We start from the raw sequence: 13,301 nt of genomic DNA, 5'->3' as shown, positions 1-13,301 counted from the left end.
CGGTTCTCACTGGGGAGCGATGAATAGAATCACAGATTAACGCGAGCCTATTGTTGGTGATGACTGATCAGGACTGACCTGTGGGGTCTGGAGTGAGTCCTGTTTCGAAGTCTCTCGCTGACCTGTCAGGCTGCTTGTGCAGCGTCGCTGACTGTCAATTCAGCTTCAGCAATAGGCTTGGCTGTCCTACGAAAAATTCACTGACCCTAACTAATGAAAGTTCAGAAATGAAAACTGTGCGCAACCCTTTTTTGATTGCGATTCTTTGCTTGATTGGAGCGATGGCAACGTCGACTTTTGCAGCTGACGCCAAGTCTCCTCCAAAGAAAGGAGAGACAGTGCCCGATTTTGAGCTCAATGAGTTGTATTCAGGGAAGACTGTTTCCTTGAAGGGCAAGTTAGCGGAAGGACCTGTCGTGCTGGTGGTTCTGCGAGGCTTCCCCGGAAAGCAGTGTCCGGCCTGTACACAACAAGTCGGCGGTCTTCTGCAAAATGCAGACGCTATCTCAGCAGCAGGTGCTCAGGTCGTGATGGTGTATCCCGGATTGGGAAAAGATCTCGAACAGCGTGCGAGAGAATTCTTCGAGAAGCACAAGCTTCCTAAGGGGTTCATCGTTGTGACTGATCCAGATTACGCATTCACAAACAAATACAACTTGCGTTGGGATGCACCCAATGAGACAGCTTATCCATCCACGTTTGTGGTTGGAAAAGAAGGGAAAGTCAAACACGTCCACACCAGTAAAACTCACGGGAACCGGACGAATCCGAAAGAGATCGTCAAAGCTCTGAATGAATCATAACGAACTGTTTCTCTGGACGGCTAAGGGCACAATTCTGCAACGAACTGTTCTTATTCCTCCAAGAGCCCTTTAGCAAAGGCCATTGCTGGGAGATCTTTCCCGGTGATGGCCTTGAATTGTGCGCTCACCTGCTTTGTGTAAATTTCTGCAGAGTTCAGTGCCTGTGCTCCACGTTCTCTCGCTTCGGACATCATTTCGGTTTCCAGCGGTAAGTCACTCAGGTCGAGCACAGTCATGTTGGACTGAATCACAGTCGGGTTGATTTGCCCCGTCTTCGAGCCGATTTCAATATTCGGGTCCGCGACGATTAACACATCTGCGAGCGTCTCGTACAGATTGTGATATGGGACAAATCGGCAACCATGTTTCGCTGCGGTGCGGGTCGCTTCTTTGTCATCAGGACCGCAAATGCTGACTAATCCTTTTCTCTGCGTCATCGCATAGACCATTGAATTCGCAATTCCGCCGTTTCCGACGATCAGAATATTCAACTTGTCGAGAGAACGCTTTCCATCCTTCAAAGTTGCTTCGAGGGCTTGCAGGCCACTTCTCCAGAGTGTGTTGTAGCCATGCCATCCAGAATCGCGTTTGAGCAAGAGGTTAATGTATTCGCTTTCTGCATCATGCTGGTCGACCTGATCTGCCAGATTGAGCAGTGCTTGCCCATGCTTGCTGCCCACGATGATGGCGCGAATTTTTAAGATGTCGAGCATCTTCTTTAACTCGCCGACATCTTCAATTTCAATCGGCAGGCAGCGAACATTGAGGTCTAATTCCCGAAAGGCAGCGTTCAGGATGCGCGTCGTAATCGTTTGGGCTGGTCCGAATCCTGAAACGGCCACGAAGGCTGTTTTTTTATTGATATCGTTGCAGTAATAAGTTTCGTTCAATTCAAAAACAGTCGCCTGTCCTTCGTGGGCTTCCATGCCTCTTTCGAGAGCAGCGTAGATCCACGGTGAGCCGTATTTTCGACCGAGCAGTGAGAATGTTAATTCTGCACGACCTAGTCCCATTCCGACCACAGGGAGAATCCGCTTCTGGCTGACGGCTGCGAGTAACGGCCACGCGGCTCCGAGTGTAGGCGTTGGCCAGGTGAACTTGACGACATCTGCCTTGGCGCTGGAGGCTTCATCAAAAATTCGGTCGATATTGGTTTCTGGTCGATCCAATCGCGTGAAGCTGATGACCCGCTTGGTCTCACCAAATCTTGGAACATCATTGGCGATGTCGAGATCGAGTTCGATGTATGCCGGACCTGCGACAATCGCTTGCCGGAGCAAAAGCAATCGCTCTTCTTCCGTCCCTTGCCATTGTCCCCCATCTTGCTGGCGTCGACATGAAACAATGACAGGCTTGTCGATGCAGGTGATGAGGTCCTTCACATCTGGTTCTTTGGAGAAGTGATCGAGGCAGAGTTCTACGATGTCGCCATTTCTGGCAGCATTCAACATGTCGACTTTTGCAAGCGTTCGGGAAGTCGGTGTCACGGTAATGCAAATCACGTTGATGCCTCTCTGCGAGCGTTTCGAAGGAATCTCGAAGGATCAGTTCTGGAAAATAGTAACGGTTGAAGTGGCGCTTGTCCCGTGACGAGTGGAAAGATCACTCTCCTGGATTTCACTCGGGCACTTCAATTCTCCGGCTCCTCCGGAATCAGTGGCGTCTCCTTTAGCTCTCAGCTACGGAATGAGATTCAGTCCGTAAAATTCATTGGCAGTTTTTCCGAAGATTGCCGACTGTTCGGATTCGCTGAGTGGGCCGACGATCTCCTTCAATACATTGAAGACATCCTTGTAGCTCGCAGCGAGTTCGCAGACTGGCCAGTCCGATCCGTACATACAGCGCTGTGGAGTGAACGCCTCGAGTGCCGTCTCAACATAAGGTTTCAGGTCAGCTGGTTTCCAGTTTTCCCAGTCAGCTTCGGTGACCATTCCAGAAAGTTTGCAGTAGACATTTGGCTGTTTCGCAGCTTCGCGGAAGTTGTTGACCCAGTCTGCCGTGACTTGCTCTTTGATGCGGGGCTTTGCCAGATGGTCAATCACAATCGGAAGGTTTGGAAATTCTTTGGCAAGGAGAGCAGCATGCTTCAAATGCTTGACGTAGAACAACAGGTCAAACGGGACGCCATGTTTTTCAAGAACTTTCAGTCCTCGGCGGACATCGTCTCGCACAATGAAATCGTCATCCGGTTCATCCTGTGTGATGTGCCTGATTCCGACAAACTTCGGATTGTCTTTGAATTCGAGAAGTTGTTCTTCGCACTTCGGGCTGGCAAGGTCCACCCAGCCAACAACACCAGCAATGAAATCATGCTTTTCTGCGAGTCCCAATGCCCAGCGATTTTCTTCAACGTTATGTTGTGTCTGGACGAAAATCGTTTTCTCGACACCGACCTGCGAGATGTTTTTAAGAAGGTCAGCGGGGAGGAAATCTTTGTTGATCGCCTTGTGCTGTGGAGCGTCCAGCCAGCCATAATCAAACGACAAGGATTTTTGCCAGAAGTGTTGATGGGCGTCGATAATCATTTTTCGTCTCCAAACCTGATTTCAGCTGATGATAAGCCCAAACGACGGAAGATGAAACCAGAGAGGAGTTTCCGGCTTCCGTTTTCAGGGATTCTGAATTCAAATTCGACGAAATCGGGATTGACCCATTAGAACGATTCGAGCTACAAGCAGCATGTATCATTAACGGATGAACCGTTTTTCACGCCGGGCGCGGGGAATATTTGCGGTCTCAACCATTTGAATTTGCTCTCGAACCAACGGACTGGAACGAGCTATGAAGCGAACCATCTCGCTATTTGTTTTGACATCACTCATTGTTGGCTGTGGAGGCTCAGACGCGCCGAAACAGGTCAATTCTCCTCAGAAGAAGCCGGCAGCGACAAAAGCAAATTCGCAAAGCCAAGACTCTGCTTCGCCCTCAACAGCGAAGAGCCCAAAAAGAGTGACCTACAGTCAAATTCTGAAGGCTTCCGATGAGTTGCTCAAAAAACGTGATGCCAAGAACGCTCTGATTCTGCTCACTAAAGCAATTCAGGCCAAGCCGAATGAATCGACCGCTTACGTGAAGCGTGCAGCGATTTTGGCTGATGCCAAGTTGTTCAAAAGAGCGATTAGCGACATGAACGCCGCGATTGCTATCGATACCGAAAACCCGAAGTTGCGAAACACTCGAGGTTACTTTTTACTCTTGCTGAAAGAGTACGATGCAGCTGAGAGAGATTTCAACAAAGCGATTGATCTCGATCGGGAATACCCACAGGTTTACAACAATCGCGGACTTGTCTTCATCGGGCAGGATCAGCACATCAAAGCCCTGAACGATTTTCAGATGGCGATCAAACTGAATCCAGAGTACGTCGACGCCTACAACAATCTGGGGTTTGTCTACTTGCAAATGGAAGATCCTGACTATCCAAAAGCAATTGAAACATTCACCAAGGTTCTGGAGATCGATTCGAAGTATCTGAACGCTCTCAGCAATCGGGGGCGTGCTTACTTAAAGCTTGAACAGTTTGACGCTGCGATTGCAGACTTCACGACAGCGATCGAAATTCAGCCTGAAAACGATCAGTATTACCTTCATCGCAGCGAAGCTTACAAAGCTGCTGGAAATGAAGAACTCTCCAAGAAAGACCTGCAGCACGTTGTTTGGACTCAGCGTTTGAACGAGATCAATCGCCGCATTGCGAACAACTCCAAGAACATTGACCTGTGGATTGCACGAGGTCGTCACATGCTACTCAATGATCGTATTGAGTCTGCTGAAAGATCGTTCGATAATGCAATCGCTCTCGATGGCAAAAATGTCATCGCCTTAACCGACAGAGTCAAGTTGCACTTCAGCCAAGGGCAATTTACAGAAGCCGCAGACCTGTGCACAAAGGCACTCGAAAAGAACGACTCGACCGAAATTCGCTCTTTGCGAGGAAACGCCTATCTGCAAGCGGGTAAACTCGACGAAGCAATCGCCGATTACGAAGCCTGTCGACGCTTCGATTCACTCGTTGTTGAAGCCTATCGCAAACGAGCTGAACAACGTGCAGCTGCCGGGAATGCAGAACTTGCCAAGATCGACAGCGACCACGCGACAAAGCTCGAACAACAACTTTCCAGCCAATCGGCAGCAGAAGAGAAACCCGTTCCTCCACGAGCTTTCGTGCCTGTGAACTTCGAGAAAGAAGCTGCCGCAGAAAAACCAGCAGTGAATTAACTTCACCAGACAATTCGAAAACAAAAAACGCTGTCGGATCAAAATTCGACAGCGTTTTTTTGTTTGAAATCATTTGCCAGACGCTTCAAGTCTCCGGCAAATGATTTCTTGTATCACGCTGATTCATTGAGTCAATAAATACGATTCAAACATCGGGCTGGAGACCTCAGTAAGCTTGCCGTCTGCTGTTGAAGTCACGATGAATGCTTCTACGTTCTCGGCGTTGCAGATCAGCTTCATTCCTTCGGTTGGCCCCAGTACGCTGATTGCAGAGGCAAGGGCGTCTGCTTGCATTCCGTTGGGGGCGATGACGGTCACAGTGCTCGGTGTGGTCAGCCCGATTCCGGTCTTAGGGTTGACGATGTGAGAGTATCGAACGCCATCGATTTCCAGATGCTGATAGACACTTCCCGATGTGGCGATGGCTCCGTTTTTGAGTTTGACAATTGGAGCGGAAGCGTTTGGAGTCTCCTTCCGACGGAGTTTTTCGATTTCGATTTTCCAGTAGTCCCGGTGAGGCGGAGGGTCACCAGCGACGAGATCGCCGCCCGCGTCAATCAGGGCTTGTGTCACACCAAGTTCTTTCATCGCTTTCAAGGCTTCGTCGGCTGCAAAGCCTTTGGCGATGCTCCCTAAGTCGATTTGCATCTCTGGCTTTAGCAGTGTGACTGTGCTGTTCGAGTCGTCGAGCTGGATCGACTGATAGCCCACTTTCTCCAAAGCGGTGAGCAATCGGTCCTCGTCAGGAAGTTTCTTGCGTCGACGGGCGATCCTCCAGAGTTTGACGACCGGACCGACTGTGACATCGAATGCTCCATTCGTCTCTGCAGAAAGTCTCTGGGCAGCGTGAAGAACCTCAAAAAGATCTGATGTCACAGGCGTAGGCGTACCTGGCGTTGCGGTTTTGCAGAGTTTCATCAATTCGCTATCGGGGTCATAATCGCTCATAACGCGGTCAAGTTCCCGAAATCTGTCGTATGCAGCCTTGGATGCTTGATTTGCGATCAGTTCAGTCGGTGCATACAATGTAATATTCACGGGAATTCCCATGCGGATTTGCAGGAACTCGTATCTCTTGAGCTCCTCGCTTCCGGAAACAGGTGTTCCTGTGAACAGGCACAATGACGTTCCTAAACCGACCCACCATAACCAGCATCGCGATCTGTTGCCTCGAAATGGATCTCGCATCAATAGCCCCTTATTGCTGGTTTCAAATGATTTCTGAAAGGTTTTTTATGTTGACATTACGCCCTCATCTGAGGAAATGGCAAGGGGCAACTTGCCTGTTTCTAGGTTTGGTCTGGTTTGTCTTGCCTGTTCAAGGGGCAGAACCGGATGCAAAAGATCCTTACCTGCGCAACCCGGATAGTCTCGCGACAAAAGAGTCGGAGATGAAACCGTATACGCAACAGATTCGCTATACCGAAATCAAATTCGACATGGTTCCCATCCCCGGCGGGGAGTTCCTCATGGGGAGTCCAGCAGACGAAGAGAATCGAGAAGATGATGAAGGGCCACAACACAAAGTCAAAATTGACCCATTCTGGATGGGCAAGCATGAAGTCACTTGGGATGAATACGACACATGGCGTCTGAATCTCGATATTCAACGCCGCGATCTGAGCGGTATCACTCCCGACGAGGTTGATAAGAAAGCAGACGGAGTGACCAGGCCGACCAAAGAGTACACTGATATGACTTTTGGTATGGGCCATGACGGATTCCCAGCGATCTGTATGACTCAACTCGCCGCCAAAATGTACTGTGCATGGCTGACTGAAAAGACAGGCCAATACTACCGTCTGCCGACAGAAGCCGAATGGGAATACGCCTGCCGGGCTGGAACCACAACGGCTTACTCATTCGGAGATGATCCCGAAAAGCTTGGTGAGTACGCATGGTATTATGAGAACTCAGGCGAGACTTATCACAAAGTTGGTAAGAAAAAACCGAATCCCTGGGGCCTGTACGACATGCACGGAAACGTTGCAGAATGGTGCCTCGATCAATATCACGCAGATTTCTACAAACAGTTTAATCCGATGGTTGCGGCAATCTTCCCGTATGCTCCACCGAATTCACTGTACCCGCGAGTCGCTCGTGGAGGCTCCTGGTTCGATGATCCGGAATGGCTGCGAAGCGCAAAACGCATCCCTTCCAGCGAAGATTGGAAAGTGCAAGATCCACAACTTCCTCAAAGTATGTGGTACCACACCGACGCCGACTTCGTCGGCTTTCGAGTCATTCGCCCACTGGTTCAACCTTCTGCCGAAGACATCAAACGGCTCGTCATGTATCCGGATATCCCGGAAGAGTTACGTAAAGATTAAGTTCAAGCTGGACTCTGCTGAATACTCTTCGGGAGCGCATTTCTCGAATGGGTATTCGTGTTCTTCCTCGTAGCGACCAGAATTTTACAGTTGCAACAGGAGTACGCGGTCAAGCAAACGATTTACAAAAGACGCTGGTCTCGAATGGTCGAGACCAGCGTCTTTTTTTGGATTCTCCCGTGAAGCTTAGAGAATTTCGCGATTACCGGGGATACATTCTCGCTCGGAAGCAGATGACATCAGACCAGTGTGTAGCCACCGTCGATGACAAGGGTGGCGCCGGTCATGTAGCGGGAAGCATCGCTGGCAAGGTAGACGGCGAGTGGGCCGAGATCTTCCGGGGGACCGAAGTCTCCGAGTGGAATCTGTTTCCTGAAATCCTCAATCATCTCCGGATTCTCTTTCGACCAACGTACGTTGGGAGCAGTCATGAATCCGCCGGGGCAAATCGCATTAGCTGTGATTTTGTATGCAGCCCAATCAACTGCAATCGCCTTGGTGAATTGGACGACAGCCGCCTTCGCAGTTTCGTAATGTCGTCCATGAATATTTCGACCAGCGACCAAGGCGTTGATGGACGAAATGTTGATGATGCGTCCGCCGCGACCCGCTTCGATCATCGCCCCGCCAATGATTTTTGTGCAAACAAAAACGGAGGTCAGATTTAAATCGATCAACTCCTGCCACGTCGCCAAAGGCATCTCTTCGGTGGGGATATTTTCACGACGTCCGCCGACATTGTTGATGAGAATGTCAATCGGGCCGATCTCGGAAAGAGCTTGCGTGCATGCCGATTCAGAAGCGGTCGGGTTTCCCATGTCGGCTTGGATTGTCCATGCTTCTCGTCCAAGATTGCGAATTTCATTCGCTGTTTGATCGAGGCTCTCCTGATCACGGCCTGTGAGAATGACATCGGCCCCGGCGTCTGCAATTGCCAGAGCCATCTCACGACCAAGCCCTCGGCTTCCGCCGGTGATGAACAGGCGTTTCCCATTTAGGCGGAATCTGTCAAAGATGCTCATGTGGTCAATCATTGGAAGGAGCAGGGGATCTCAAGCAACCATTGCTCAATGCCGACAGCCTTGATCGTCGGCAGCAATATTCGCTTACTGCAGTATTGGCTTACTCTAGTAATCGAAGGCACGAAGGCATTTTTACTTCAACCTGATCACCATGAGCTGTCAGTTTTCCAGTCTCTTGGTCGATCTGAAAGATGACGACATTGTTCCCAGGCATGTTCGCACAAAGTAACCATTTTCCGTTCGGAGAAATAAGTAAGTTTTGCGGTCCCTTTCCAAGGCTGGGTTCAATTCCAATCAGGGATAACGCACCGTTCTCATCGATGCTGTACATAGCGATGCTGTCGTGCCCGCGATTGGTTCCGTACAGAAACTTGCCATTCGGTGTGATTTTCAAGTCAGCACAGTAGCTGGCTTCTGTGAAATCGTCCGGCAAAGTCGAAATCGTTTTTCGTTCGGTCAACCGTCCTGATTCAGGTTCGTAATCAAAATGAGTGACACTATTCTTGAGCTCGTTGATGACATAAACCTGTTTTCCATTCGGGTGAAACGTCACATGTCGTGGTCCAGAGCCTGGTGGTAAGCGAACAAACGACTGCTGTTCATTTGGTGTCAAGGTGGCCGTTTCTGCATCGAGTCGATAGATCAAAATCTTGTCGATTCCTAAATCGGCAGCCAATGCGAATCGATCGTCCGGGCTGATTTCGATTGAGTGAGCATTGGGCCCTTTCTGACGTTTGGGGTCGACGCTCGAACCTTGGTGCTGAATAAATGACGCGCTCGGTTCGATGCTCCCCTCGTTTGAGATTGGGAACGCCGCGACACTTCCAGATGAGTAGTTTGCCACGACAACGCACTTCCCTTTTGAATCAATGTCCAAATAGCAAGAGGCTGTCCCTCGCGCAGTTTGCTGATTCAATCGTTGCAGTTTTCCGGTCTCTTTGTCGATTCGAAAAGCGGCAACCTCCTCGTCGTCTGGACCACCGAATTTTTCGGCATCGATCGAGTACAGAAACTTTCCATCTTCGGAAACCGCAAGAAAAAACGGGCTGGAAACTTCAGTCGTCTCATGACGCAGCTTTAGTGTTCCAGCCTTTGTGTTGAACTCATAAGCACGAATCGCTCCTTCATCACCTGCGACGAACGAGGAGACAAACAGGGTTGGCTCAGCAGATGACACCAATTTTGATCTTCCCAAAAAAGTGAGCACCAAAAAGACCGGAAGCAGGATTCGAACTCGTCGACACATGATTATAGGACTCCATATTTTTCATAAGCAGCAATGGCTTTCATGCCATCACGAATCGCATCGCGGACTTCGTTTTCAGCGTAGACTTTTTCCCAGGCAAGTCGCAGAACTTGTGCCTCGACAGCTTGTGGAACAACAACAATTCCATCTTCGTCAGCGACAACAAGATCCCCCGGAGCGAACGTCACGCCATCAATGACAACGGGCACATCTCGATCGATCACTCGTTGACGGTTTTGGCTATCGTATGGACTGGCTCCTCGTGCGATGACGGGGAAGTTCATTGCTCGCATTTTACTGACGTCGCGAACTGCTCCGTCGATGATCGCGCCAACGCAACCGCCGTTCTTAACAGCTGTCGTTAACAATTCTCCCCAGATACCGGACCGCATCGAGCCACCAGCAGCTGCGATCAGGACATCGTCCGGTTGGCAGCTGTCGACTGCAAGGAGTTCAAGCTCGTACGGTTGAGGGTCTTCGTGGAACATGTCTGCCCACAAGGTTGTGCGGCAGCGTCCCACAATCATCTCGGTGGTTGTGATCTGTTTGAGCGGAATTCGCGGACTCTGATTGGGGTAGCCGACTGCATCCAGTGAATCGCAAATGACTGCACCATAAAGGTGCTCGCGAATCTGGTCCAATGTGATGTTTTCAGTAGGTGTCGTCATGGTCCTCTTCTTGTGAAAAAACACTCTGCTAACTTGCTAACAATAAAGAACTTAGCGAACAGCGACAATAAATTGAACTCGGAGACCTGCTTATCCGGTCTGTTCGATGGATTGTTGTATGGAGGAAACGAAGATTCCTGAAGCAGCCAGCCCTCAGCCCTGTGAGAAACGTCTTACGGACGTGCTCCTTCCTGGCTGAAAGGTTGTGATGAAGAAAGGAACCAGAGCGACGCAAGTTAACAGAGGGAAAGCATTGAATACTGATTCAGATGCAGAAGCGGATATCGAGGACGGTGTCCAGCATTTGGAACGTCGCTTATGGCTCTCGGCCTGTCGGATCAGTCGGGATTGAATACCGTTAGAGATCACATTTACCGGAGTCGGCAGAGAGAAAGTGAACCGCAAGCTCTTTGGCTTCGGTTTGCGTCAGGGCAATTTTAGATAGAATCAGTGCGAAAACCTCTGGAATAGCCGCTTTTCTCAACGTTTGAGAGAGCAATTTCAAGCTTCAGGATCAGTTCTAAAATGTTACACGAACTCTCTCGTGGGCATGAGTGATTCATCGCATGAAAAGCGCTCTTCACGAGCACAAGAAACACGATAGGGGTCTAGAATGGCTTAACAAATGGGATCGGATTTTGCCTGTTGAGTTGCCAGTTGGGGACCTGTTGTTTGCGATTCCCGCTAGGGGCGCTGGGAGCCGGTGCTTCGATTCCGAAGACTGGATGTGCGGCACTATGCGGTGTCGGAGATTGCACAGAGGCTTGCTCATCCTGCGGGATGAGTGCTCGCAGCACGTCGGTGAAGAGGTCACTCTTGTTCTCTGTAACTGGTTGCTTGCTCTGTAGGTTCGAGTTCTTCTGGGTTGGAATCACTTCGCCATCAAAGATAGGGATCGGGCTTTGAAGTTTGGGAAGCCCTTTTGGGTCGGGGGCTTGAAAGGTGAAGTCTTTCGGGAAAATTTGATCGACAACGCTCGAGAGATTTTCTTTCAATGACTTTTTCGGTTCGTTTGGCGTTCCACTAGAAGGCGTTGTTTTTTCTGCCTGTAGTTTTTGGGTGTCGATTTCGAAATCTTTAAGCGGGAAAACTGGATCGGGAACAGGTTTGTCCTGAGCAGGCTGCACTTCGAATTTTTGCTCCATGATGTTCTGGTCGATGATCTTCGACTCACCGTTTGGTGAAGTGAATTTAATCGGAACGAGTGATTCCATGGCCAGCTTTGCTTTCTCGGCAGCCGATCCCGGTGTTGGAGTTGTTTGGGCTTCGGCTTGCTTGGGAAAGATTGAGTTTAATGCACCATCGGCGAGCAAGTCGGGCCGTCCTCCTTTGACTGCGGCTTCAGCAACTTCAGGGTGTTGCCGCCACATGGAGAGGCTCCACTTTCTGACATCGACGTAGGTGCTGCGGATTGGCGGGCGATTCGATCTGGGGAGTACGATCAGGCCATCGTTGGTGTTGATCACATGCACTTGCATCGCAAGCAGTGAAACAACACTCCCGAGAAACAGGCCTGCCAAAAATGTTTTCAATCCAAACATCGTACTCATCTCCGCTGAGACATTTCGTCCCGATTCGAAAGCCGAGCAAATTGGTTCGGCCGTTGAGAGATCAGACTCTGTGTTTTCGAATCAGTTCTAAAGTTGAGGTCAAAAGTGGCTCCCAACTTCTGTGCAAAAATTGCACACTCAAACCTATCACTCCTGCGAGAGGCTGCTTGACTGAACTCCCTTTTGCGATAGGGAATTCTTTGTTTTTGCAGTCGAGATTCGTTGAAGATGCTGCAACAAGAGAGCTTTCGCCAGTACGAAAACTCAACTTGAATGTTGTGGTCCGCAGAACATGCAGAGTCGAAGACAGATTGCCTAAGCGGAGCTCAAGTAGGGGAGAATTTCAGGCTGTCTCCGTTGATAATTCCGAGCCTCTCGAAAAGGAGATGTCCTCTGCCGCTGGTCTCCCGAGATTGGAATCAGCAATTTAATTAGTGTCTGTTGCTTGGTTTATTCCACATGATTGTTCAAAATCGGATAAGGTGTGAAGCTGTACAGCACTGTTCATTGAAAGAAATGGCGAAGTCGCGATGAGTCAAACTGATAATCCAGTTGGCCGTATATTGATTGCGGACGACAACGAACAAAACCGGGAACTGCTCGAAGCATATTTGAGTGATGAACCACACGAGATTTTGATGGCTGCCGATGGTCAAGAAACGGTCGCAGTGGCGCGCGAAAAACAGCCCGATCTCATATTGCTCGATATTATGATGCCGAAAATGAGCGGATATGAAGTCTGTCAAAAGTTGCGGGCCGATGAAACGACCGCGAAAATTCCGGTTCTTATGGTCACCGCGTTAAAAGAAATGGGCGACATCGAAAAAGCTGTGGCTGCCGGAGCAGACGATTTTCTCACAAAGCCCGTACATCGGTTGGAACTGAAAACGCGTGTCCGGTCTCTGTTGAGAGTTCGCCACCTGAGCAACGAGAGAGACCGACTACTTGCATACTTAGCAGAAGTCGATTCGTCAGCTTCTCCAAAATAAATATTGGTGGAAAGTCAAAGGGGGGCGTGAAATAAGCCAGGTGGCTGTTGAATCGTGCTTCGAAGTGGTCACAAAACTTAAGAGATACAAGATTTATCAGAGTGTTGCAGAATTGCGTGAGTCGAAGCCGTCTGATTAGTGTCAGGTGGAGATGGTTTGAATTATAGACAGGCTCGGGGCAACGACAGCTACGGTTGAGGTGGATTTGCCAGTACAGGGAGGTCAGCCAACGTAAGTTCCTTATTTGTAATGTCTTGTGGGCGAATTTAGGATTTGGAATTATTTTACAGAAAATTCAAATTTCTTTTTCAAATATGGATGTCAGAAGCAATATCTTATTTGCGGAGAAGACTTTACAGCACAAAGATGACAGCTTTTGATTTTCGAAGCCATAACTTGCTGAAACAGTGCTCGCTTGCTTATACTGCACTGCTTTGAAATTCAGCAGCGCTCGCGGTATCTTCCGACGAGTAAC

The 13,301-nt window shown here is 49.5% G+C and carries 11 protein-coding genes; 4 read left to right on the top strand and 7 right to left on the bottom strand.

Going from position 1 to position 13,301, the window contains the following annotated elements; translation table 11 throughout:
* Positions 1-227 precede the first annotated feature (227 nt).
* Positions 228-803 carry a peroxiredoxin family protein gene (locus Mal48_RS17850; RefSeq protein ID WP_197441803.1) on the top strand — a complete coding sequence of 192 codons (576 nt, stop codon included), beginning with the start codon at positions 228-230 and terminating at the stop codon, positions 801-803.
* Positions 804-853: 50 nt separating this feature from the next.
* Here Mal48_RS17850 and Mal48_RS17845 read toward each other — a convergent pair whose 3' ends face one another.
* Positions 854-2,305 (bottom strand): type I 3-dehydroquinate dehydratase, encoded by a 1,452-nt coding sequence (locus Mal48_RS17845; RefSeq protein ID WP_145202723.1) that lies wholly within the window; start codon positions 2,303-2,305, stop codon positions 854-856.
* A gap of 177 nt (positions 2,306-2,482) precedes the next feature.
* Complete coding sequence (locus Mal48_RS17840; protein ID WP_145202720.1) at positions 2,483-3,328, bottom strand: amidohydrolase family protein; 846 nt, start codon at positions 3,326-3,328, stop codon at positions 2,483-2,485.
* Positions 3,329-3,584: 256 nt separating this feature from the next.
* Between Mal48_RS17840 and Mal48_RS17835 the strand changes: the two genes are divergently transcribed.
* Complete coding sequence (locus tag Mal48_RS17835; RefSeq protein WP_145202716.1) at positions 3,585-5,021, top strand: tetratricopeptide repeat protein; 1,437 nt, start codon at positions 3,585-3,587, stop codon at positions 5,019-5,021.
* Between the two features lie 123 nt (positions 5,022-5,144).
* On the opposite strand, the gene Mal48_RS17830 is transcribed toward Mal48_RS17835, so the two are convergent.
* Entirely contained in the window at positions 5,145-6,209 is a 1,065-nt protein-coding gene (locus tag Mal48_RS17830) for an FAD:protein FMN transferase (RefSeq protein WP_145202713.1), read from the bottom strand.
* A gap of 47 nt (positions 6,210-6,256) precedes the next feature.
* Between Mal48_RS17830 and Mal48_RS17825 the strand changes: the two genes are divergently transcribed.
* Positions 6,257-7,351, top strand: a complete 1,095-nt coding sequence (locus tag Mal48_RS17825) for a formylglycine-generating enzyme family protein (protein WP_145202711.1) — start codon at positions 6,257-6,259, stop codon at positions 7,349-7,351.
* A 239-nt stretch (positions 7,352-7,590) separates the two neighbouring features.
* On the opposite strand, the gene Mal48_RS17820 is transcribed toward Mal48_RS17825, so the two are convergent.
* The 4 genes from Mal48_RS17820 to Mal48_RS17805 form a co-directional block, all read right to left on the bottom strand.
* Positions 7,591-8,373 carry an SDR family NAD(P)-dependent oxidoreductase gene (locus tag Mal48_RS17820; RefSeq protein WP_145202708.1) on the bottom strand — a complete coding sequence of 261 codons (783 nt, stop codon included), beginning with the start codon at positions 8,371-8,373 and terminating at the stop codon, positions 7,591-7,593.
* 100 nt (positions 8,374-8,473) lie between these two features.
* Positions 8,474-9,619: a lactonase family protein gene (locus Mal48_RS17815; RefSeq protein WP_145202705.1), complete on the bottom strand. Its 1,146-nt coding sequence runs from the start codon at positions 9,617-9,619 to the stop codon at positions 8,474-8,476.
* Positions 9,620-9,621: 2 nt separating this feature from the next.
* Entirely contained in the window at positions 9,622-10,287 is a 666-nt protein-coding gene (locus Mal48_RS17810; protein WP_145202702.1) for an RraA family protein, read from the bottom strand.
* 608 nt (positions 10,288-10,895) lie between these two features.
* Positions 10,896-11,828 carry a hypothetical protein gene (locus tag Mal48_RS17805; RefSeq protein ID WP_145202699.1) on the bottom strand — a complete coding sequence of 311 codons (933 nt, stop codon included), beginning with the start codon at positions 11,826-11,828 and terminating at the stop codon, positions 10,896-10,898.
* Between the two features lie 539 nt (positions 11,829-12,367).
* On the opposite strand from Mal48_RS17805, the gene Mal48_RS17800 reads away from it, so the two are divergent.
* A complete protein-coding gene (locus Mal48_RS17800; RefSeq protein WP_145202696.1) occupies positions 12,368-12,826 on the top strand; it encodes a response regulator in 459 nt (152 codons plus the stop codon).
* Positions 12,827-13,301: the final 475 nt, after the last annotated feature.

Source organism: Thalassoglobus polymorphus (genome assembly GCF_007744255.1).
GTDB lineage: Bacteria > Planctomycetota > Planctomycetia > Planctomycetales > Planctomycetaceae > Thalassoglobus > Thalassoglobus polymorphus.
This window is presented reverse-complemented; position numbering and strand designations above follow the sequence as displayed.